Annotated in this window: 18 protein-coding genes, 1 tRNA gene and 1 pseudogene; 10 read left to right on the plus strand and 10 right to left on the minus strand. The window is 64.5% G+C overall.

The features are described 5' to 3' along the window. Nucleotides 1-119 precede the first annotated feature (119 nt). Nucleotides 120-193: transfer RNA gene (locus QQL24_RS17390), tRNA-Gln, on the minus strand. Between the two features lie 341 nt (nt 194-534). Between QQL24_RS17390 and QQL24_RS17395 the strand changes: the two genes are divergently transcribed. Together QQL24_RS17395 and QQL24_RS17400 are read left to right on the plus strand one after the other, a co-directional pair. Further along, a complete protein-coding gene (locus QQL24_RS17395) occupies nt 535-1,242 on the plus strand; it encodes a hypothetical protein (RefSeq protein ID WP_284313546.1) in 708 nt (235 codons plus the stop codon). 128 nt (nt 1,243-1,370) lie between these two features. After that, entirely contained in the window at nt 1,371-2,234 is an 864-nt protein-coding gene (locus QQL24_RS17400; RefSeq protein ID WP_284313547.1) for a hypothetical protein, read from the plus strand. Between the two features lie 903 nt (nt 2,235-3,137). Here the strand turns inward: QQL24_RS17400 and QQL24_RS17405 are convergent. From QQL24_RS17405 to QQL24_RS17430, 6 genes are read right to left on the minus strand one after another with little or no spacing between them, the layout of a single operon-like run. Then, the gene (locus QQL24_RS17405) at nt 3,138-4,088 is read right to left on the minus strand and encodes an RDD family protein (RefSeq protein ID WP_284313548.1); all 951 of its coding nucleotides are present in this window, start codon (nt 4,086-4,088) and stop codon (nt 3,138-3,140) included. Further along, nucleotides 4,072-5,169: a stage II sporulation protein M gene (locus QQL24_RS17410; RefSeq protein WP_284313549.1), complete on the minus strand. Its 1,098-nt coding sequence runs from the start codon at nt 5,167-5,169 to the stop codon at nt 4,072-4,074. Before QQL24_RS17410 ends, QQL24_RS17405 begins: the two co-directional genes overlap by 17 nt. Beyond that, nucleotides 5,166-6,476, minus strand: coding sequence for a DUF58 domain-containing protein (locus QQL24_RS17415; RefSeq protein WP_284313550.1), 1,311 nt, complete (start codon nt 6,474-6,476; stop codon nt 5,166-5,168). Before QQL24_RS17415 ends, QQL24_RS17410 begins: the two co-directional genes overlap by 4 nt. Next, complete coding sequence (locus tag QQL24_RS17420; RefSeq protein ID WP_284313551.1) at nt 6,473-7,429, minus strand: AAA family ATPase; 957 nt, start codon at nt 7,427-7,429, stop codon at nt 6,473-6,475. The genes QQL24_RS17415 and QQL24_RS17420 overlap by 4 nt, the downstream gene beginning before the upstream one ends. Next, nucleotides 7,407-8,630, minus strand: a complete 1,224-nt coding sequence (locus tag QQL24_RS17425) for a DUF4350 domain-containing protein (protein ID WP_284313552.1) — start codon at nt 8,628-8,630, stop codon at nt 7,407-7,409. The genes QQL24_RS17420 and QQL24_RS17425 overlap by 23 nt, the downstream gene beginning before the upstream one ends. Continuing rightward, nucleotides 8,627-9,307, minus strand: coding sequence for a hypothetical protein (locus QQL24_RS17430; protein ID WP_284313553.1), 681 nt, complete (start codon nt 9,305-9,307; stop codon nt 8,627-8,629). Before QQL24_RS17430 ends, QQL24_RS17425 begins: the two co-directional genes overlap by 4 nt. Before the next feature lie 309 nt (nt 9,308-9,616). On the opposite strand from QQL24_RS17430, the gene QQL24_RS17435 reads away from it, so the two are divergent. The 3 genes from QQL24_RS17435 to QQL24_RS17445 all read left to right on the plus strand — a co-directional run bounded on the left by QQL24_RS17435 (nt 9,617) and on the right by QQL24_RS17445 (nt 13,674). After that, nucleotides 9,617-11,692 carry an ATP-dependent helicase gene (locus tag QQL24_RS17435; protein WP_284313554.1) on the plus strand — a complete coding sequence of 692 codons (2,076 nt, stop codon included), beginning with the start codon at nt 9,617-9,619 and terminating at the stop codon, nt 11,690-11,692. 171 nt (nt 11,693-11,863) lie between these two features. Then, entirely contained in the window at nt 11,864-12,562 is a 699-nt protein-coding gene (locus QQL24_RS17440) for an SOS response-associated peptidase (protein ID WP_284313610.1), read from the plus strand. A 113-nt stretch (nt 12,563-12,675) separates the two neighbouring features. Next, the gene (locus tag QQL24_RS17445) at nt 12,676-13,674 is read left to right on the plus strand and encodes an NAD(P)H-quinone oxidoreductase (RefSeq protein ID WP_284313555.1); all 999 of its coding nucleotides are present in this window, start codon (nt 12,676-12,678) and stop codon (nt 13,672-13,674) included. A 9-nt stretch (nt 13,675-13,683) separates the two neighbouring features. Here QQL24_RS17445 and QQL24_RS17450 read toward each other — a convergent pair whose 3' ends face one another. Then, complete coding sequence (locus QQL24_RS17450; protein ID WP_284313556.1) at nt 13,684-13,887, minus strand: heavy-metal-associated domain-containing protein; 204 nt, start codon at nt 13,885-13,887, stop codon at nt 13,684-13,686. A gap of 314 nt (nt 13,888-14,201) precedes the next feature. On the opposite strand from QQL24_RS17450, the pseudogene QQL24_RS17455 reads away from it, so the two are divergent. From QQL24_RS17455 to QQL24_RS17475, 5 genes and pseudogenes are all read left to right on the plus strand, one after another. Further along, nucleotides 14,202-16,457, plus strand: a pseudogene (locus QQL24_RS17455) (heavy metal translocating P-type ATPase); the annotation flags it as partial. After that, nucleotides 16,454-16,891: a Cu(I)-responsive transcriptional regulator gene (gene cueR / locus QQL24_RS17460; protein WP_284313557.1), complete on the plus strand. Its 438-nt coding sequence runs from the start codon at nt 16,454-16,456 to the stop codon at nt 16,889-16,891. The pseudogene QQL24_RS17455 and the gene cueR, both read left to right, overlap by 4 nt. A 307-nt stretch (nt 16,892-17,198) precedes the next feature. Beyond that, nucleotides 17,199-17,690: a peptide deformylase gene (locus QQL24_RS17465; protein WP_284313558.1), complete on the plus strand. Its 492-nt coding sequence runs from the start codon at nt 17,199-17,201 to the stop codon at nt 17,688-17,690. A 109-nt stretch (nt 17,691-17,799) separates the two neighbouring features. Next, nucleotides 17,800-18,153, plus strand: a complete 354-nt coding sequence (locus QQL24_RS17470) for a DUF1428 domain-containing protein (RefSeq protein ID WP_284313559.1) — start codon at nt 17,800-17,802, stop codon at nt 18,151-18,153. 132 nt (nt 18,154-18,285) lie between these two features. Next, the gene (locus QQL24_RS17475) at nt 18,286-18,879 is read left to right on the plus strand and encodes a YdeI/OmpD-associated family protein (RefSeq protein ID WP_284313560.1); all 594 of its coding nucleotides are present in this window, start codon (nt 18,286-18,288) and stop codon (nt 18,877-18,879) included. A 169-nt stretch (nt 18,880-19,048) separates the two neighbouring features. Here QQL24_RS17475 and QQL24_RS17480 read toward each other — a convergent pair whose 3' ends face one another. Further along, a complete protein-coding gene (locus QQL24_RS17480) occupies nt 19,049-19,402 on the minus strand; it encodes an ArsC family reductase (protein WP_284313561.1) in 354 nt (117 codons plus the stop codon). A 197-nt stretch (nt 19,403-19,599) separates the two neighbouring features. Then, nucleotides 19,600-20,805: an MFS transporter gene (locus QQL24_RS17485; protein ID WP_284313562.1), complete on the minus strand. Its 1,206-nt coding sequence runs from the start codon at nt 20,803-20,805 to the stop codon at nt 19,600-19,602. Nucleotides 20,806-20,872: the final 67 nt, after the last annotated feature.

Below are 20,872 nucleotides of genomic sequence, written 5' to 3' on the forward strand. Positions count from 1 at the left end.
TCCAAGATGGCAAAGAGTGCCATCCGGAAGCTCGAAAGGAGCACGAAGTCTACAAGCCGGGCCACAAAGCGGCCCGCACCCGAAACCTAGAAAAAGGAGGATTCCTTAGCAAAATCAAATGGCTCGGGGACCTGGATTCGAACCAAGATTAACGGAGTCAGAGTCCGCTGTTCTACCGTTGAACTATCCCCGAACAACCGTCCAGCAGAGGCGCGGGGCGCCGCCGGGAGGCGATGAGGCGCGTTGCATAGCGAATGGCAGTTCGCTTGACAAGCCTTGTTCGCAGATTTGTGGCGTTTTCCGCCCGGCCCGTGCCATGTGGCGACAGTGTCTTTTCAAAAAGTCTAGCTTGGACAAGGATCTATACCTGGGCGCCCGAGACCTGAATCGCATGCGATACGGTAGAAAATGACCAACCGAACAGCTACAATAGCAGTGCTCGTCTCGGTTCAGCCCTCAGTGAAGGCGTCCTTCTTATTGGTACGGCTCTTTCACAGGAGGATTTGAGTCGAATCATTGCCCCAGGGAGCGCGGATGGTCGATACACCAGTGCTGGTCCCAGGTTTCCGCATCGGCTCGGTTGCCGCAAGCGCCGGCCAGATCTGCCTGCGCAGTTTGCCGTGGTTGCTTGTGCTCAACGCCCTGCCGAGCCTGCCGGCGCTGCTGATCCTGGTCCTGACGGGCGACTCGGCGCAAAGCGCGTCCATGGCCTACCTGATCTCGCTGCCGATCTCGATCATCCTGGTGATCTTCGCCCAGGGCGCCACCATTCTCGGAACCTTTCGCCTGCTGCAGGGCGAATCCTTTGGCCTCATCATCTCGGCGCGTGCGGCCTGGTGGACGCTGCCAGTGCTCACCGGCACCGGTCTGCTGGTCGGGGTGATCGTGATGCTCGGCTTTGCGGCCCTGTTCGTGCCAGGCCTGATGGCGATCTGCGTCCTCTATGTCACCCTGCCCGCCTGCATCGTCGAGCGGACCGGGCTGGTCGAAAGCCTGCAGCGCAGTGCCGAACTGACCGACGGCTATCGCTGGCCGCTCTTTGGCCTGTTCCTGCTCACCGCCCTGCCGGTCATGGGCCTGTCGGCGCTGACGGACGGGCTCGACGACGGCTCCTCTCCCCTCGTTGGCATGCTCGGCCAGGAAGCTGCCACGCTGCTCTACAGCGCCGTCACGGCGGTGCTGACGACGATCTGCTTCGACCATCTGCGCCGGGTCAAGGGCAGTTTCGTGATGCTGCACTGATCAGCGAGCCCAGCAGCAACCCCCATCGGGAGGAATGACGCCACCATACAATAAGAAGAAACGCCCAGGACCCATTGCCTCGATCTTCAATCGACTGCCCAAGGCCCGTCATTCCGAAAGTCCCATCCATGACGACACAAGTCGAAAATGCGCTGCCGACTCCCCGGGAGCCGCTCGGTGTCGGCAGCATCATCAGCGACGCCCTCGGCATCGCCAGCCGGAACATCCTGCCCTTCGTGGTGCTGACCATACCAGTCTTGATCGCCTATGGCGTGTATACCCTGTTCATGATCCGTGCGCTGGGCGCACAGGCAACCATGTTCACGCCCGGACAGGTCCCGGATTTCAGCGTGCTCGCCTCGATCTACCTCTGGCAGATACCGATCTATCTGGTCTGGATTGCCTGCTTCAACGCGATTTCGCTCTATGCCGACGGCAAGTGGAACATGCGTCGACAGCCGATATTCTCGTCGCTGCTCGCGGGAACGGTGCGCGTGCCGCATGTCCTCGCCATCTGGATCATGCTGGCAATTCCAATGATTGTCTTCCTCACCGTCGTTACCAGCCTGTTGCTCCATTTCGTCAACGTTCTCTGGCTGGATGAGGCATTGATCTGGCTTGGCATGATCGTCATCTCGGTCTTGCTGTTCCCCTTCATCCTGGCAGGCCAGGCCTGTGTGATCGGCAAGACCGGCCCAATCACCGCGCTCCGCCAGAGCGCGCAACTGACCCAGCGCTACCGCTGGCCCCTCTTCGGCTTGCTGCTGCTGATGATGCTTGTCGGCATCCTGCTTATGCTCGGATTGATGATCGAGCTGGTGATCTTTCGCTTCATCCCGATTCTGGGCGCCATCGTCTCAGTGGTGACCGTCCTGCTGCTGCCGACCTTCTTCTTCGCCTGGTACGGCACGATCCTCGCTATTGCCTATGGCCGCCTGAACCTCATCAAGAACGGCGTGCCGCAGACGAAGATCGCCAACGTCTTCGACTAAGGGATCGTCAAAAAATAAATGAATCGGAAGGCGGGTGTTCAAGGAGCGGGAGAGGCGCGGCGCTTGAAGCCCTTATTCCCGAGCGATCTCTTACCGGGCCAGACCGCTCGTCAGCGTCCGGACCGATCGACAATACGCTGCCCTGCATCCTTCTTCCGTCGATGACACAGGCGTTGGATTACGTTGAACAGAAAGACAACAAATATTGATTTTCTTTCGTTCCCATGCTCTCATCTCTCCCGGAATGAGGCGTCAGCGGCCGGCGTAGGTACAACCCGACCCCGAACGCTTCCATCCACCCCGAGAGCCTGTCCAAGCGGCAGGCTGTGTGGCGGTCCTGCTTCTTTCGAAGCCGGCCTCCAGGGGTGACGAGCGGGACAGACGGGATCGGCACCCCATGGAAGTGCCCTGTGATCCCTGGACGGAGCGTGACGGGCTTGAGCCCGGCAACGCCTTTCGTCCCATCTCCCGCCGATGCGGTGAAGACGGCTCATGCCACTGTCCGGCCAGGACTGCAGCGCTGAGCCCCTTGACCGAGCCGGCTGGCTCAGGTTCGGATGGTCCGTGCCATCCGCTCCCGGCTCGCCTCCGCCTTCGGAAGGCGGAAAAAACAGGTTGCCTTGCACGCCTTGTCAGCGAGTGGGGCAACCGGAACGGGGCGATGGCGGCCTGCACCGACAGTGCGGCCTGCATCTTCCATGATTCTGCTTCACGGCTGCTCCGCAGCCGCCATCGCCCGGTCTCCCTCATCAACCCAGCCGGAAAGGGCGTGGGAACGAGAGCGTTTGCGCGTTGTGGTGAGCGTTTGAAATCAGTGAACCAGCAAGCTGGTGTTCAGAGAGTAGGAGAGGCGCGCAAGCGCCGCACTCGAAGCACTTATTTTTTTGACGATCCCTAATCGGCTCAGGGCTTCGCCGCCTCCCCCGCCCGGCGCAGGCCCGAATTCTTGTCGTCGCGATAGCGCCCGAAGAGCTGGCCGCGCTCGAGCTCAGCCCGTTCGGCGGCATAGAAGGCTTGCAGGAAATCCTTGGCGGCATTGGGCTCGAAGGTGCCCTGCCAGCCGATGCGGCGGATGATCTTCTCGGCGATCTCGCGATGGATGCGCCAGGTCTCGGCACTCTCGGGCCGGCGCAGGATCTCCTCCAGCACCTGCAGCTCATAGGCGCCATAGGCCTGGAGCTGGCTGGTGGTGAAGGTGAAGCGCTGCGAGGCCCTGGCGGAGGCCTGTGTGAGGTCGAGCGCCAGGGAGCGCTTGGGCAAGGCGATCACCAGCGTGCCGCCGATGAGATCGCCCGCGCGCAAATGGTCGCGGTTGAAGAAAGGAAGGGCCGTCAGCAGGATCACCCAGCCGAGCATGGACAGGATCTGCCAGCTCTCATTGCCGCTGTCTGCCGCCATCAGCCCGAACACCAATTGCAGCGGCACGAAGAACTCGATCTCGCGGGTGAGGTTGCGCGCCACGATCGCGGTCGGTGTCAGCGCGCCGCCCTTGCGGTCGATCACCTTGAGGCCGGAGGCACGCTTGCCCGGCGTCTGGCCCTGCCAAGCAAGCTCGAAATGGATGAAATAAAGGTTGCGCAAGAGGAAGGAAATGAAGGCGATGACGGTGACGGCGACATCCGCACCGGCGCCGCCATTCAGCAAGGTGGATATCAGCGCGATCCAGATCAGGATGGTGGCGCCGAACCAGATCACCACGTCGATCAGGAAGGCGCCGAGCCGCTCGCCGCGGTCGGCCACGTCGACGTGGATGGCCACACCCTCGGGCGTGACGATCTGGTGCGTGCGACGCTGGCGCCCCTCCAGCAGCTCGGAGACGCGGTCGCCGGCAACCGGCTTAGGTGGGGAGGCCATGCTGCTCCTCCTTGCGGCCGGACATGAAATAGAGGAACCAGAGCACGGCCGTCACCCCGGCAAAGGCGAAGCGCCAGGAGGTCACGCCGACCAGCTGACGGAAGCCGCCCTCGATGATGCCGGCAATGAACAGCATGGCGACCGACCCGCCCACGATGATGGCGGCCTGCTTGCCATGGATGGCGAGGCTTTCCAGCCGCGTATAGCGCCCCGGAAACAGGATCTTCTCGGCCACCAGCAGACCGGCCGCGCCGCAGAGCACGAAAGCGCCGAGTTCGGTGACGCCATGGATCGAGAGCCAACCGATGAAATCGACGAAGACGCCGCGCTTGGCGTGGATGGCGATGAAGGCGCCGAGGATCAGCCCCTGATAGACCATCAGCAGCAGCGTCGGCACGCCGGCCATGAAGCCGAGGCCGAAGGAAAGGATCGCCACAATCGAATTGTGGCGGAAGAGATAATTGGCGAAGACGATGAAGGCATCCTTGAAACCAGGCCAGGGCGCGAACAGCTCGGTTCTTCGCAGTTCTTCCGCCGTCACGGTCGGCCCGCGGCCGTCGGAGAGATCGTCGGGCACGATGGCGTTGAACCATTCCTCGTCGCTGGCGACGATGAGATAGCCGGCGACGATGCCGATCACCAGGGCGGCGAAGGAAATCAGGATATGCCAGCCGACCTTGCGCACCGCCGCCGGAAAGCCGCGCGTGAAGAACTGGCCAAGGCCGGCGAACAGGCTGGTGCGCGGGCCGTAGACGACCAGATAGGCCCTCAGCGTCAGGCCTTCGAGGTAGCGCAGGAGATTACGGTCCAGCGCGATGGAGCGCGCCACCGAGAGCGACGACAGCGCCGAGCGGTAGAGCAGCGGCATCTTCTGCAGTTCGTCGGCCGACACCGAGCGGATGCCGCGTTTTTCGACCCGTTGCACGAGATCGTCCAGTTCACGCCAGCTTTCCTCGCGGCCGCGGCGGAACTCGGCCGAGCGCAACACGACATTGGCGCGCGGCTCCAGGGAGGTGCCGATGATGGTGGGCGCCGGGCCGCCGGCATCCTGGCCTCGAAATCCGGCATCGAGCATGGTCATAGCAGGCCTTTCTGCTTGATTTCGAGATAGCGGTTCAAAAGCGCGACCGAAAGCCCCCCCACCGGCACATCGACGCAATGGACGCCGAGCCTGGCGATGCGCTGCATCACGATCGCCCGTTCGCGCGCGAAATCATGGGCCACGACAGCCTCGGCCATGATGCCGAAATCCTGCGGCTCGGCGTCGACGAGGCGCGCCGTCAGCGGGTCCTGCAGGGTGACGAAGATCACGGCATGACGGTTGGCCATGCGCTTGAGGCTCTCGATAAGCAATTCAGCCATCACGCTGTCGACGAATTCGGTGAACAGCACGACCAGTGCGCGACGCTTCAGGCGCGAATTCAGTTCGGCGAGGCCGAGAGTGAAGTTGGTTTCCTCGCTGTGGTAGGCAAGCTGTGCCGCCGCGCGCTGCAGGCGCGAATAATAGGAACTGCCACGGCCAGGATCGAGATATTGGCGGATGGTGGCGTCGAAGCCGAAGCTGCCGACGAGGTCCCCGGCGCGCAGGCCCGTCCACCCCAGCATCAGCCCGGCCTCGATGGCATGGTCGAGCCGCGCCAGCCCGTCGATCGGCTCCAGCATGAGATGGCCGGTGTCGAAGGCGAGGATGATCTGGTGATTGCGCTCGATGCGGAACTCCTTCGACAGGAGCTTGCGGTGGCGGGCCGACTGCTTCCAGTCGATGAAGCGGGAATCGAGCCCCGCCACATGTTCGCGCAGCGTATCGAACTCGGTGCCCTCACCCTTCTGGTTCTGCGTCTTGGTGCCGTAGATCGCACTCTTGCTGAGCGCCTGGATCGCCGGGCCCCAGGACATGCGGGCGGAGGGCAGGATCTCGATCCTGTCGGCGAGCGCCTGGCGGACGCGACATTCCACCAGGCCCAATGGCCCCTGCCAGCGCAGCCAGAGCGCCTGGAGCTCCACGATGCCGCGCCGGAGCGCCGAAAACGGGATGGCAATCACCTCGGCCGGCCCGGCGAAGCGAATGGAGCAGGCGGGAGGCGTTTCCAGCGGGCCGTCGATATCGATGGCCGCCTCGATCCAGACGGGGCGCACGGAACTGCCCGTGTTCAACGCCACCTCGATGCTGCTCTCATTGCCGACCGGCAGCCGCGGCGGTGCGCCGACGCTGACGCCGAGCGCGCGCTTCGGCATGATCAGCAGCGCGTCCACGCCCGTCACCAGCAGCGCCAGCAGGCTGAGATCAAAGGAGAACGGCCACAGGGCCGGATTCCAGACGAGCATCAGCAGGGCCACCGGAATCCCCAGGCTGAACAGCAGCACGGCGCGGGGCGTCGGTCGGATCATCGCGGGGCAGCCGTCTGGTCCAGGATCTCGCGCACGATGCGGTCCGGCGTCAGGCCGTCGATCTCGGCATTGGGCGCCAGCACGATGCGGTGGCGCAGGATCGGCAGCGCCAGGCGTTTCACATCGTCGGGAATGACGAAATTGCGCCCGTTCAGCGCCGCGAGCGCCCGCACCGACGAGGCCAGCGCATTAGCAGAGCGGGTCGAGCCGCCTGTCTCGATCGCCTGGTGCTGGCGCGTGGCGCGCACGACATCGACGATGTAGTCGATGATCTGCGGGGTCAGCACGATCTGTTCGCTGGTGGCCCGCAAGTCCGCCAGCGTCGTCGGATCGGCCAGGGCCTGGAGGCCGAAATCGGAGAGCCTGGGCATGGCCGAGCGGTGGCCATGCTGGGTAACGATCGCCCGCTCCTCGTCCCGCGTGGGATAGCCGACATCGATCTTGAAGAGGAAGCGGTCGAGCTGGGCTTCCGGCAACGGATAAGTACCCTGCTGCTCGATCGGGTTCTGGGTCGCCACCACCATGAAGTCGGCGCCGAGGCCATAGGTCTTGCCGTCGATGGTCACCGCGCGCTCGTTCATGGCCTGCAGCAGGGCGGCCTGCGTCTTGGGCGGCGTACGGTTGATCTCGTCGGCAAGCAGGAGGTCGGTGAAGATCGGGCCCTGCGTCAGCACGAAGCTGTTGGTCTGGAAGTTGAAGAGATTGGTGCCGAGGACATCGCCCGGCATCATGTCCGGCGTGAACTGCACGCGGCCAAACTTCAGCGACAGTGTCGAGGCGAAGGCCTGCGCCAGCAAGGTCTTGCCGGTGCCCGGCACGCCTTCGAGCAGGATGTGGCCACCGCAGAGCAGGCCGGTGAGCATCAGTTCGATGACCTCGTCCTGGCCCACGATGGCCTTGCCGACTTCCTGGCGTATGCCGTCGGCGATCTCAGCTACGTGCTGAAGTTCCATCGGAGATGTCTTCCTTCCATTGATGAATGTCGCGCGCAGCCTGGAACAGCGCGAGGAGGCTGGTGCTCTGGCTGTCCGCGGCGCGGGCGAGGATATCGGCGGATTTGGTCTCGAGGCCGCGCGACGCGCCGATCTTGTCGAGCCAGGCGGCGAGCTGCTCGTCGTCGAGCTGGCGCGGCGCATGGAACAGCCGGCCGGCATCGCGAAGGGTCGCGCGGACATAGCGGCGCATCACGAAGGCGTGGTGCCCGGCCCGGTCGAGCAGCGAGGCGGTGTTGGCGATCAGGCGCCCCTTACCGAAATCGAAGGCGGGCGGCGCCTGGCGCGGCTTGCCGAAGCGCGCCGTCGTCGCCCACAGCAGCAGGCCGGCAGCGCCCAAGGCGAGCAGCAGCACGATGACATAGGGAAACTGGAACAACTTCTTGAACGGGCTGTCGACGATATTGACCATGCCGTGGATGGTCTCGTCGAACACCACCTTGCCGCCGTCCTCGTCGCGCATGGCATTGAGAAGGGCCATGGCGAAAGCCGCGTTCCTGCCCTTGGTCAGCCCGTGGTTCTCGATGATGTCGGGATCGGCGAGGACCCAGGTGCGACGGTCGCCGTCGAGCTTCTCGCCGATCAGCATGCCCTGGGCATTGCCGACGATTGGGGTCAGCGTATCGCTCTTGATCAGCTGGGCGCCATCGTCGAAGGAGGGATCGATACCGATCTCGTTGCGGTCCCAGGTCTTGGGCGGATCGCCGCGCGCGATGCCGGCCTTGGCATCGACCAGACCGACAATGCCGGCCACCCAGTCCTCCGGCATCGGCGAGGTCGAGCGGATCCAGCCCGAATGCGAGCGATCGGCGCTTGCCCAGCGCTTGGGCAGGATGAGCAGCACGTTGGATTCGCGCCCGAGGCGAATGATGTCGTCGCTGGAAAAGGAGGAGGTCGGCTCGGCCATCACGAGAAGGCCCCCCTCGCCCGGCGCCACCACGCCGTTGATGCGACTGCGCTCCACCGGAATGTCGAAGCGCTGGGCCAGTTCGTAGAGGCCGGCATGGCCGATCGCCGAGATCGACTTGGTGGTGGTGGAGTAGCTGGTGGTATCCTCGGACGAGCCATTGATCATCAGCAGCATGGAGAGGGCGAACACTGCTGTCGCGCCAGCGATCAGCACGGCGATGACAGGTCCGGAAAAAGTCGATTTCTCGCTCATGACGCCAGCCTCGCCTGCATGGCCTGTGTCAGCCTCTCATAGCTGTCGCGGCAGGCTGCATAATCCTGCACATTGGCCGGATGCTCGCCGAAATAAACCACCTCGACACGGCGGATGATGTCCGCGAGCGAGAGCTTGCCGACCTCGGGCAGGCTCAGCGCCTTCAGGATCTCGCGGCTGGTGAGCGAATCCGCAAAGCTGACATTGAGACGCCGCCGCACCTCGATCAGGCTGCGCAGCAGGAGCGCGTGCATGGCCTCGGCGATGCGGCCCTGCCGCGCCAGATCGTCGGCCTCCATCTGGGCCACGACCATGCGTTCGACCGCGGCATCCTGGACAGCCTGGACCGCCTGCTCCCTGGCCACCAGCCGGCGGCGGCCGAGCACCGGCAGGCGGTCGCGCATGGTCCAGATCGCGAAGACGACGCCGACGAGGAGCGCCCCGTAGAGCAGGATGCGGACGAAATCGCCGGCCATGAACTCGCCGACATCGGAACGGGGCCTCTCGGCCTGTCTCGCCTTGGTCTCGGGCGTGACGACTTCGTTCTTGTTGCCGGGTAGGTCCGGCTGCAGGCCGAGGTCACGCGTGACGTCCTGTGCGGTCACTGCCGGATCGGGCGCAGCAAAGGCGGGAACGGCCGTCGCCGAAGCGCTCACGGTCAAAGTAATAATGGCCACACGCAGGCATGCTCCGACACGCCTGCCAGCCCCTTCAAATCTCTTGTCAAAGTCTCGCAACAAACGCTGGCAAGCCCACTTTCATTCGGACAGCATGGCGTGCTCGCGTATGCGGAGCAAGCGCCCAGGGAACACAATCGACATCGCCATCCACATTTCCCTAGGGAAGGTGATTGTTGCCGGTATCGTGCGGCTGGGACGTGACGGCTGCGTCACTGCGTTCTATCTTTGTTCAGATATCGCGGCTAGGCTTTGACCGCCTGTCGAATCGTGGCGGGCTGCCTTCACTGTTCGCCCCGAGGTCCGGCTATGAATGCCCACGCAGCCGCCATCAAAACCGCCGAACCGGTGGACTATCTGGCCAAGCTCAACGAAGGCCAGCGCCGTGCCGTCGAGCATGGCGGAGGCAAAGCGGCCTCGCCGCTGCTTATCATCGCGGGGGCCGGTTCCGGCAAGACCAACACGCTCGCCCACCGCGTCGCCCATCTGATCGCCGAAGGCGCCGATCCCCGCCGCATGCTGCTGCTCACCTTCTCGCGCCGGGCAGCCGATGACATGAGACGCCGGGTCGAGCGCATCGCCGCCAGCGTGCTCGGCGCCAAGGGCTCGACCCTGAGCGAGGGTCTTGCCTGGGCCGGTACCTTCCACGCCATCGGCGCCCGGCTCCTGCGCGAACATGCCTTCCAGATCGGGCTCGATCCCTCCTTCACCATCCATGACCGGGAGGATTCGGCCGATCTGATGAACCTGGTGCGCCACGAGCTCGGCTTCTCGAAGAAGGAGAACCGCTTTCCCACCAAGAATACCTGCCTCACCGTCTATTCGCGTGTGGTGAATGCTCAGGAGGAGCTGGAGGGCGTGTTGAAGGAGGCCTTCCCCTGGTGCCTCGACTGCGCGGCGGACCTGCGCACCCTTTTCTCCGCCTATGTCGAGGCCAAGCTCCAGAACAATGTGCTCGACTATGACGACCTGCTGCTCTGGTGGTCGCAGATGGTGGCCGAGCCGATGATCGCCGCCGATATCGCCGCGCGCTTCGACCACGTCCTTGTCGACGAGTACCAGGACACCAACCGCCTGCAATCCTCCATCCTGCTGGCGCTGAAGCCCGATGGCCATGGCCTGACAGTGGTGGGGGACGATGCGCAGTCGATCTATTCCTTCCGCGCCGCGACGGTGCGCAACATCCTGGATTTCCCCGCGCAGTTCTCGCCGCCCGCCGAGATCGTCACACTCGACCGCAATTACCGCTCGACCCAGCCCATCCTCAGTGCCGCCAATGCGGTGATCAGCCTCGCCAGCGAGCGCTTCACCAAGAATCTGTGGACGGACCGCCAGTCCGCCGAAAAGCCGCAGCTCGTCACCGTCAGGGACGAGACATCGCAGGCCGATTTTGTCGCCACCCGCATCCTGGAGAACCGCGAGGAGGGCATGACGCTGAAGCAGCAGGCGGTGCTGTTCCGCACCTCGCACCATTCCGGCCCGCTGGAGGTGGAACTGGTCCGCCGCAACATCCCCTTCGTGAAGTTCGGCGGCCTGAAATTCCTCGACGCGGCCCATGTCAAGGACATGCTGGCCGTGCTGCGCTGGGCCCAGAACCCGCGCGACCGCGTCGCCGGCTTCCGCGTACTTCAATTGCTGCCGGGCGTTGGGCCTGGCGGCGCCGCCAAGGTGCTGGATGCCGTCGATACCGACGACATCGCCGCCCTGCCCGCCCCACCTCGCGCCAGCGAGGACTGGCCAGCCTTCGTGGCCATGGTGCAGGCCCTGCGTACAAGCCAGGACGCGTGGCCCGGCGAGATGGAAGCCGTGCGGCGCTGGTATGAGCCCCATCTCGACCGCATGCATGAGGACGCCACCGTGCGGCGCGCCGATCTCCTGCAGCTCGAACAGATCGCCGCGAGCTACCCCTCGCGCGAGCGCTTCCTCACGGAGCTGACGCTCGATCCCCCGAGCGCCACCAGCGACGAGGCGGGGCCGCCCTCCCGCGACGAGGATTATCTCATCCTCTCCACCATCCATTCCGCCAAGGGGCAGGAGTGGAAGTCCGTCTTCGTGCTCAACACCGTCGATGGCTGCCTGCCGGCCGATGTCGCTGCCGGCTCGAAGAACGAGCTCGAGGAGGAGCGTCGCCTGCTCTATGTCGCCATGACAAGGGCGCGCGACAGCCTGCACCTGATCACGCCGCAGCGCTTCTTTACCCATGGCCAGCACGCCCAGGGCGACCGCCACATCTATGCCAACCGCACGCGCTTCATCCCGGCCGCCATCCTCTCGCATTTCGAGCAGGTGATGTGGCCGATGGCGAGAGCTTCAGGCGCTTCCCGAGCAGCCGCTGTCCACAAGCCTGTGGACCTGCGCGACAGGATGCGCGGCATGTGGCGCTGACGCTGGGAGCGCGGACGTCCCGACGACACTCGGAGAGTGTCGGACGATCCGCTCTTGAACCACTGCATCTATCGGAGAAGGCACATCCCGGTGTGCCCTTTCCGGAAGTGTGGACCAGACGTCCGCTCCCCCAGTAGCCTTGCGCGGCCTGCCATGCCAATGTCCCCCATTATGTGTGGACGCATCATGCAGCAGGGCCCGGATCTGCCGGGCCTTCATTCCGAGCTCGGCGCCACTCCGGAGGAGATCGTCCGGGCGTGGGAGGCGCACAGCAATGGTGCCCCGGCGCAATGGTTCTGGGTCGTCAGGCGCGAGCCCGGAAGCGGGCGCTATGTGCATGATCTCCTGCAATGGGGCCTCATTCCCAACTGGGTGAAGGATCCCGGCGTCTGGCCCAAGCCCATCAATGCCCGCTGCGAGGGCATCCAGTCGAAGCCCGCCTTCCGCGATGCCTACCGTTCCAGGCGCTGCCTCGTGCCCATCGACCTCTTCTTCGAATGGATGCGCATCAGGGATGAAGGCGGCAAACCCGTGAAGGGGCCGAAACAGCCCTATGCCATAGCCGTGAAGAACCGCTTGCCCTATGCGGTGGCCGGGCTGTGGGAGAGCTGGATCGACAGAGCGAGCGGCCGGATCACCCGCAGCTTTGCCATCGTCACCTGCGAGGCCAATGCGCTGGTCGGCCAGATCCATGACCGCATGTCGGTGATCATCGCACCGGAGAATTTCAACCGCTGGCTCGACAACATCGAACCCGATCCCTTCGACCTGATGGTGCCCTACCCACCGGAAAGGATGGAGATCTGGCCGATCTCAACGCGGGTGAACAACGTTGCCAACAATGACGCTGATATCGCGGCGGCGGTGTGAGGCCATAGTGGATTCAACCAGTTGGGCCAGATGAGGCAGTCGAGAAAATGGCCCAGCATCAAAGCACCCTCGCCCCGTCTACGAATGTCGATTTCGCCCCACAAGGATCTCCCATGACCACCCTGCCCTCCGCCATGACCGCGATCGCCATCAGCACGCCCGGTGGCCCCGAGGTGCTGGTGCCCGAGCAGCGGCCGCTGCCGGCCTTCGGCGATACCGAGATCCTGATCAAGGTTGCGGCTGCCGGCGTCAACCGGCCGGATGTGTTCCAGCGCGCGGGCGCCTATCCTCCGCCCAAGGGGGCCTCGGACCTGCCGGGGCTTGAGGTGGCCGGCGAGGTCGCGGCTGTCGGACCCACCGTCAAGCGTTGGAAGCTGGGCGACAAGGTCTGTGCCCTCACCCCGGGCGGCGGCTATGCCGGCTATGTGCGCACAGACGAAACCCATGCGCTGCCGATCCCCGACGGGCTCGATATGGTTCACGCCGCCGCGCTGCCGGAGACCTTCTTCACGGTCTGGCACAATGCTTTCCAGCGCGGGCATCTCCAGGCCGGCGAGACCTTCCTGGTGCATGGCGGCTCCTCGGGCATCGGCACCACGGCGATCATGCTGGGCAAGGCCTTTGGCGCCAGGGTGATCGTTACCGCCGGCTCGCCCGAGAAATGCGAGGCTTGCCTCAAATTGGGGGCGGACGTCGCCATCAACTACAGACAGGGCGATTGGGCGGCCGCCGTGAGAGAGGCCACGGAGGGGCATGGCCCGAACCTGATCCTCGACATGGTCGGCGGGCCCTATGTCAGCAAGAACTACGATGTGGTGGCGATGGACGGCCGTATCGTCAATATCGCCTTCCTGGAAGGCTCGAGGGTCGAGATCGACTTCACCCGCCTGATGACCAAGCGCCTCGTCCACACCGGCTCGACGCTGCGGCCCCAGTCGGTGGCAGCGAAAGCCGCGATCGCCCGCGATTTGGAGGCGAAGGTGTGGCCCCTGTTGGCGGAAGGGCGCTGCCGGCCGCTCATTTATGAGACCTTCCCGCTCGCCAAGGCCGCCGAAGCGCATGCCTTGATGGAGACCAGCAGCCATATCGGGAAGATCGTTCTGACAGTGTAGGCGCCAGAGTCAGGCCGCCACCTTCTCATTGACGTATCCGGCCTCGGCGATAGCTTCGCGCAGGCTGGTCTCGTTGGCTGCGCTTTTCACCGAGACCGTGTGAGCGGCAAGATCGGCGTCGACGGTGGCCTTGGGATCGATGGACTTCACGGCGCCATCGATCGTCTTGATGCAATGGCCGCAGCTCATTTCGGGGACTTTCAGGGTGATCATGGCGATTCTCCACGGGGCGGAAGCGTTGTAAGGCTTCCCACCGTTGGAAGGTCAAGTACTTGGTGTGCCGGTCTTCAGACCGGCATGGAACCGGGACAGTCACAGAGAGAGGGACCGAGCGGATAGGCCGCTTTCCGCGAGGATGGTGGTTCCATGCCGTTCCAGTCACATCGACCGTTGGTCGATGTGACTGAGAAGACCGGCACACCAATACGCCACCCCTTGACCTTCCCATCATGGGAAGGATTACCTACATGAGCAACACCCGGAAAGGGATTGCCATGTCTTCGACCCACGACGCCTCCACGACTTATGAACTCGCCATCGACGGCATGACCTGCGCCTCCTGCGTACGTCGGGTCGAGAAGGCCATTGCCGGCGCGCCCGGCGTTTCCAGGGCCTCCGTCAACCTGGCGACCGAGCGTGCCCAGGTCGATTTCAGTGCCAGGCCAGATCTGCCGCCCGTGCTCGCCGCCATCGCCAAGGCGGGCTATGAGGCGCATGTCATCGAGGAAGAGCGCGCCGATGATCCCGAGCGCAGCGCACGAACCGCGGAACTCGCGGCCCTGCGCCGCGATCTCATCCTCGCCGCCGCGCTGACCCTGCCTGTCTTCCTGGTCGAGATGGGTTCGCATCTCGTGCCGGCCTTCCATCACCAGGTGATGATGACGCTCGGTGCGGGGAATTGGTACGCCCAGTTCGTGCTGACCAGCCTCGTCCTGTTCGGGCCGGGCCTGCGCTTCTTCCGCAAGGGCGTTCCCACCTTGCTGCGCGGCACACCGGACATGAACGCGCTGGTGGCGCTCGGGTCGGGCGCCGCCTGGCTGTTTTCGGTGGTCGCGACTTTCCTGCCCGCGCTGCTGCCCGAGGGCACCGCCAATGTCTATTACGAGGCCGCCGGCGTGATTGTGACGCTGATCCTGCTCGGCCGCTATCTCGAAGCCCGCGCCAAGGGCGCGACGAGCGAAGCCATCCGCAAGCTGGCCGGGCTGCAGGCCAAGACGGCGCTGCGCCTGCGCGACGGCGTCGAGACGGAGGTGCCGATCGCCGAACTCAAGGCCGGCGATGTTATCCGCGTGCGCCCCGGCGAGAAGATCGCCGTCGACGGCGAAGTGATCGAAGGCTCCTCTTTCGTGGACGAAGCGATGATCTCCGGCGAGCCGCTGCCGGTCGCCAAGGCCGCCGGCGCCGAGGTCATCGGCGGCACCATCAACAAGACGGGCAGCTTCACCTTCCGTGCCACCAAGGTCGGCTCGAAGACGCTGCTGGCGCAGATCATCCGCATGGTCGAGGTCGCCCAGGGCGCCAAGCTGCCGATCCAGGCGCTGGTCGACCGCATCACCGCCTGGTTCGTGCCCGCCGTGATCGCGGCCGCGCTGGTCACCTTCGCGGCCTGGCTGATGCTCGGCCCCAGCCCGGCGCTGAGCTTTGCGCTCGTAAACGCCGTGGCCGTGCTGATCATCGCCTGCCCCTGCGCCATGGGTCTGGCCACGCCGACCTCGATCATGGTCGGCAGCGGCCGCGCCGCCGAGCTTGGCGTGCTCTTCCGCCGCGGCGATGCGCTGCAGAGCCTGCGCGACATCGGCATCGTCGCCTTCGACAAGACGGGCACGCTGACATCAGGCGCTCCCGCAGTCACGGATTTCGAACCGGCGTCCGGTCTTGACGCCAACGAGGTGCTAGCGCTGGTCGCCGCCGTGGAGGCCCGCTCCGAGCATCCCATCGCGACAGCCATCGTCGAAGCGGCCCGGGAGCGCAACCTCGTGCTGCAGCCGGTGGATGGCTTCGAGGCCGTGCCGGGCCGCGGCGTTGCCGGCAGTGTCGGCGGCCGCACGGTCTTGGTCGGCTCGCAGCGCTGGCTGGAGGAGCATGGCATCGATACTTCGGACCTTGCCGCCAGGGCCGGCGCCCTCGGCGAAGCCGCGCGTACGCCCCTTCTCGCCGCCATCGACGGGCGGGTCGCCGCACTCATCGGTGTCGCCGACCCCATCAAGCCCTCGGCGGCGGCGGCCATTGCGGCCCTCAAGGCCTCCGGTCTGGAAGTCGCGATGATTACGGGCGACAATCGCAGGACGGCCGAAGCCATCGCGAAAACGCTGGGGATCGACCGGGTCGAGGCCGAGATCCTGCCGGATGGCAAGGCGGAGGCGGTAAAGCGCCTCGCCGCCGGCGGCCGCAAGGTGGCCTTCGTGGGCGACGGCATCAACGACGCCCCGGCTCTCGCCAGCGCCGATGCCGGCATCGCCATCGGCACGGGCACGGATATCGCCATCGAGAGCGCCGATGTGGTGCTGATGTCGGGCGATCCCCTCGGCGTCGCCAGGGCGATCGGCCTGTCGAAGGCGACCATGCGCAATATCGGGCAGAATCTGTTCTGGGCCTTTGCCTATAATGTCGCGCTGATCCCGATCGCCGCTGGCCTGCTCTACCCCTTCAACGGCACCCTGCTTTCGCCCATGCTGGCGGCGGGCGCCATGGCGCTGTCCAGCGTCTTCGTCGTCACCAATGCGTTGAGGCTGAGGCGGTTCCAACCCGCCACGGCCTCGGCCTGGAGGGAGTCTCAGCCATGAATATCGGTGAAGCAGCCGGTGCGTCCGGCGTCTCGGCCAAGATGATCCGCTATTATGAATCTATCGGCCTGGTTGCCAATGTCGCTCGCACCGAGGCGGGCTACCGCGTCTATGGCGCGAGCGACATCCACACCCTGCGCTTCATCCGCCGCGCCCGCGACCTCGGCTTCTCGGTCGAGCAGATGGAGACGCTGCTGGCCCTGTGGAGCGACCGCACGCGGGCAAGCGCCGACGTGAAGCGCGTGGCGGAGACCCATATCGCCGAGCTCGAACGCAAGATGAAGGAGATCGAGGGCATGGCCAAAACGCTTCGCCACCTCGTGCACAACTGCCACGGCGACGGCAGGCCGGACTGCCCGATCCTGGAGGATCTCTCGCATGGGCTGGAGGCTGCACCGGTAAAGCCGGCGAAGGCGAGGCGGAGGGCGGCGTGAAGGGGGCATTCTTCGGTTGGGCGAGATGAGGCGAGCCGAGAAAAAGCCGCGCCGATCGCGCCCCCTCGCCCCGTTCTTACGGGGAGAGGATAGAGGTGAGGGGCAGCTCGACTCTCGCAGAATATAATTTCTTGGATTAAGATCAATAAGTTACAAGTGCGGAAACCGATTCCGGCTCCAGAATTGCTACTCCCGTAAGTCCGCTCAGCCCCTCACCTCTATCCTCTCCCCGTAAGAACGGGGCGAGGGGGCTTCGAAGGCTCGCTTTCGTCCCAACCGTCTCATCTCGCCCAACCGCCCTCGCCCTATGCCCATCCGACCGATTCTCCGTTTCCCCGATCCCCGCCTCCGCCTAGCGGCCGAGCCCGTCACGGCGTTCGGCGCGCCGCTGGAGGCCCTCGCGGCAGATCTTCTCGACACCATGCGCGCCGCGCCCGGTATCGGCATCACCGCGCCGCATCTGGGCATTCTCCAGCGGCTGACCGTGCTGGAACTACCGGGCGAAAACCGTCTGCGGCTCTATGCCAATCCGCGCATCACATGGTCGTCGGAGGAGGTGCAGGACCATATCGAAGGCAGCGTCTCCATGCCCGGGGTGACGGAGACGCTCCAGCGCCCTGCTCGCGTGCGCGTGGCCTATCAGGACAAGGACGGCGCCAGGCAAACCGAGGAAGCCGATGGCCTGCTTGCCATCTGCCTGCAGCATGAGATCGACCAGCTCGACGGCATATTCTGGATCCAGCGGCTCTCCCGCCTCAAGCGCGAGCGTGTGATCAAGCGCTTCGAGAAGCAGCGCTGACACACGTTAAAGTTGCGTAATATCGTCAGCTTTCCAAAGATTTCGCCCCGATTGTCGGCTAGCCTCCCGCCCGTTCGTCCTTCGGACGGTCGAAGCAGGAGGAAGCGATATGGCCTATGTCGATGGTTTCGTGGTGGCGGTTCCCAAGCAGAATCTGAAAGCCTATGAGGATATGGCGCGCCTGGCCGGCACCGTCTGGAAGGAGCACGGCGCCCTCACTTACGTCGAATGTGTCGGCGACGACGTGCCCTATGGCGAGCTGACCTCGTTCCCGCGCTCGGTCCAGGCCAAGGACGACGAGGTGGTGGTGTTCTCCTGGATCACCTATCCCTCGCGCCAGGAGCGCGACGCCATCAACGCCAAGGTGATGGCCGATCCCAGGCTGAAGGACAGCATGAACAGCGCACCTTTTGACGCCAAGCGCATGATCTATGGCGGCTTCAAGACGCTGATGGAGATGTGAGCGGGAGCAAGGGCCATCCTTCCGGAGCTCCGAGAAGGACGGCCCTTGGTTCGTCTGGCCATGGATGGGTGACGTCAGCCGGGATTCCGGGCCATACTCGCGGCCGGCAGGAAACCGGCTGAAAGGCGTGCGATGACGACGAGCAGAACCAATCCCAAGGTCGACGCATTTTTAAGCAAGGCCAAGGCGTGGCGCGAAGAATTTGAGAGGCTGCGGGCGATCGTTCTCGACTGCGAGCTGACGGAGGAGTTCAAATGGGGCCATCCCTGCTACACCCTCCAGGACGCCAACATCGTTCTCATCCACGGTTTCAAGGATTATTGCGCGCTGCTGTTCTTCAAGGGCGCCCTATTGAAGGATGACGCTGGCATCCTCATCCAGCAGACGGAGAATGTGCAGGCCGGGCGCCAGATCCGCTTCACCAATCTCCAGGATATCGTGAAACAGGCAAATGCCCTGAAGGCCTATATCCACGAGGCCATCGAGGTGGAGAAAGCCGGCCTGAAGGTAGATTTCAAGAAGACCCGGGAATTCGCCATGCCCGAGGAGTTCCAGACGCGATTGAACGAAGACCCCGACCTGAAGACGGCTTTCGAGGCCCTGACGCCGGGGCGGCAACGGGGCTACCTCCTCTATTTCTCCTCGGCCAAGCAAGCCAAGACCCGCGAGGCGAGGATCGAGAAATACAGACAGCCGATTGTCGATGGGAAGGGATTGGACGATTAAGGCGGTTTGCGTTCAGTTGGGATCGGGAAGTAGAGACGCGGCGTCATTCCGGACGACCGAAGGAGATCCGGAATCCATGAACACAGTCCTCTTAAGGTGGTCTTCATGGATTCCGGCTCTTCGCTTCGCTACGGCCGGAATGACGCTGCTGCAGTCCCCCCAGAAGGCACTACCCCTTCACCGCCCCCGCATAGATATCCGGCTTGAAGCCCACCAGCAGCTTGCCGTTGCCGAGGTCGAGCACCGGACGTTTGATCATCGAGGGCTGGGCCAGCATCAGCGCGATGGCCTTGCTCTCGTCGATGCCCTGCTTGTCGGCCTCGGGCAGCGCCTTGAAGGTGGTGCCGGCCTTGTTGAACAGCACTTCCCAGCCGACCTTCCTGCTCCAGGCCTGCAGGTGCCGGCGGTCGATGCCCTCAGCCTTGTAGTCGTGGAAGGCATAGGCGACACCATGGCCCTCGAGCCAGGTTCGGGCCTTCTTCATGGTGTCGCAGTTCTTGATGCCATAGATGGTGATCGTCATTGGGTCGTCCTGAGAGATCGGAATTTCCGAATTGCCGGAACTTCGGAATAAGAGGCGCCGTCATTCCGGACGACCGAAGGGAGCTCCGGAATCCACGAACACAATCCTTTGAAGGTAGTGTTCATGGATTCCGGCTCTTCGCTTCGCTACGGCCGGAATGACGCGTCCTTCGACTCGCCATGAAACCATGGTGCTCCTTACCCCCGCTTTTCCGTCGCGAAGAACAGCAAGGCAAGCACCGGCAGGCAGAAGCCGATCCAGGAGGCCATGGTCCAGCCGCCGTGGACGAAGGCCCAGCCGCCCAGCGCCGAGCCGATGGCGCCGCCGCAGAAGAAGGTCGCCATGTAGAGCCCGTTGAGGCGGCTGCGATATTCGTCGCCCAGCGCATAGATCAGGCGCTGGCCCAGTACGAGATTGGAGGTGACGCCGAAATCGAGCACGATGGCCGCTGCGATCAGCAGCGCGAGCGAGAGGGTGGAACCGGGCTCGGCGATATGGGTCAGGAGGAAGGCGACGGCGCCCAGCGACATGGCGACGGCCGAGGCCGGCCGGCTCCAGCCGCGGTCGGCGATGCGTCCGGCGATGGGCGCGGCCACGGCGCCTGCCGCGCCGGCCAATGCCACCAGGGCGATGCCGGACTGACTCATGCCGAAGGCGGGGCTCGCCAGCCACAACGGCGATGTCGTCCAGAACAGGCTGAAGGCGCTGAACATGCCGGCCTGGTAGAGGGCGCGGCGTCGCAGGATCGGCGTGGTGCGCACCAGCATCGCCATCGAGGCGAGCAGACCGCCATAACTCGGGCCAGGCGGAGGCTGGCGCCGAGGCAGGGCGCGCAGGAGCACGAGGCCGAGCATCACCATCATGGCGATGGAGAGCATGAATACGACGTGCCAGGAGGTGAAGTCCGTGATCAGGCTCGACACCGGCCGGGCCAGCATGATGCCGATCATCAGGCCGCTCATGACATTGCCGACCACGCGGCCGCGCTGCTCCGGCTGCGCGAGAAAGGCGGCGAAGGGCACGATGATCTGGATGGCGACGGAGCCGATGCCGATGAACAGCGCCGCGATCAGAAATTGCACGTCACTGCGCGCCATCAGCACGCCGGCGAGCCCCAGCACTGCGATCGACAGCACGCTGACGATCAGCTTGCGGTTCTCGATGAGATCGCCGAGCGGCACCAGGAAGAGCAGGCCGGTGCCGTAGCCGATCTGCGTCATGGTGACTATCAGGCCGGCGGCGGCGGGCGACATGCCGAGATCGGCGCTGATCAGGCCGATGAGGGGCTGGGCATAATAGAGGTTCGCCGCGATCATGCCGCAGGCGGCGGCCATCAGCAGCGTCACCCAGGCAGGCGTATCAGGGGCGGACACCGCCTCGCTCGGGGAAGCAATATCGGACATGAAAGCCTGCGAGATGAAATGAGAGGCAATATTCGGGGGTGTTGTGGCACACGAGGCGTCGATTTGA

Source organism: Labrys miyagiensis (assembly GCF_030160835.1).
Taxonomy (GTDB): Bacteria; Pseudomonadota; Alphaproteobacteria; order Rhizobiales; family Labraceae; genus Labrys; species Labrys miyagiensis.

Excerpts from the sequence above, each read along its gene's own strand:
- QQL24_RS17415 (WP_284313550.1), bottom strand. The coding sequence starts at position 6,476 with ATGATCCGACCGACGCCCCGCGCCGTGCTGCTGTTCAGCCTGGGGATT.
- QQL24_RS17410 (WP_284313549.1), bottom strand. The coding sequence starts at position 5,169 with ATGACCATGCTCGATGCCGGATTTCGAGGCCAGGATGCCGGCGGCCCG.
- QQL24_RS17405 (WP_284313548.1), bottom strand. The coding sequence starts at position 4,088 with ATGGCCTCCCCACCTAAGCCGGTTGCCGGCGACCGCGTCTCCGAGCTG.
- cueR (WP_284313557.1), top strand. The coding sequence starts at position 16,454 with ATGAATATCGGTGAAGCAGCCGGTGCGTCCGGCGTCTCGGCCAAGATG.
- QQL24_RS17445 (WP_284313555.1), top strand. The coding sequence starts at position 12,676 with ATGACCACCCTGCCCTCCGCCATGACCGCGATCGCCATCAGCACGCCC.
- QQL24_RS17485 (WP_284313562.1), bottom strand. The coding sequence starts at position 20,805 with ATGTCCGATATTGCTTCCCCGAGCGAGGCGGTGTCCGCCCCTGATACG.
- QQL24_RS17400 (WP_284313547.1), top strand. The coding sequence starts at position 1,371 with ATGACGACACAAGTCGAAAATGCGCTGCCGACTCCCCGGGAGCCGCTC.
- QQL24_RS17475 (WP_284313560.1), top strand. The coding sequence starts at position 18,286 with ATGACGACGAGCAGAACCAATCCCAAGGTCGACGCATTTTTAAGCAAG.
- QQL24_RS17450 (WP_284313556.1), bottom strand. The coding sequence starts at position 13,887 with ATGATCACCCTGAAAGTCCCCGAAATGAGCTGCGGCCATTGCATCAAG.
- QQL24_RS17480 (WP_284313561.1), bottom strand. The coding sequence starts at position 19,402 with ATGACGATCACCATCTATGGCATCAAGAACTGCGACACCATGAAGAAG.
- QQL24_RS17420 (WP_284313551.1), bottom strand. The coding sequence starts at position 7,429 with ATGGAACTTCAGCACGTAGCTGAGATCGCCGACGGCATACGCCAGGAA.
- QQL24_RS17435 (WP_284313554.1), top strand. The coding sequence starts at position 9,617 with ATGAATGCCCACGCAGCCGCCATCAAAACCGCCGAACCGGTGGACTAT.
- QQL24_RS17470 (WP_284313559.1), top strand. The coding sequence starts at position 17,800 with ATGGCCTATGTCGATGGTTTCGTGGTGGCGGTTCCCAAGCAGAATCTG.
- QQL24_RS17440 (WP_284313610.1), top strand. The coding sequence starts at position 11,864 with ATGTGTGGACGCATCATGCAGCAGGGCCCGGATCTGCCGGGCCTTCAT.
- QQL24_RS17425 (WP_284313552.1), bottom strand. The coding sequence starts at position 8,630 with ATGAGCGAGAAATCGACTTTTTCCGGACCTGTCATCGCCGTGCTGATC.
- QQL24_RS17465 (WP_284313558.1), top strand. The coding sequence starts at position 17,199 with ATGCCCATCCGACCGATTCTCCGTTTCCCCGATCCCCGCCTCCGCCTA.
- QQL24_RS17395 (WP_284313546.1), top strand. The coding sequence starts at position 535 with ATGGTCGATACACCAGTGCTGGTCCCAGGTTTCCGCATCGGCTCGGTT.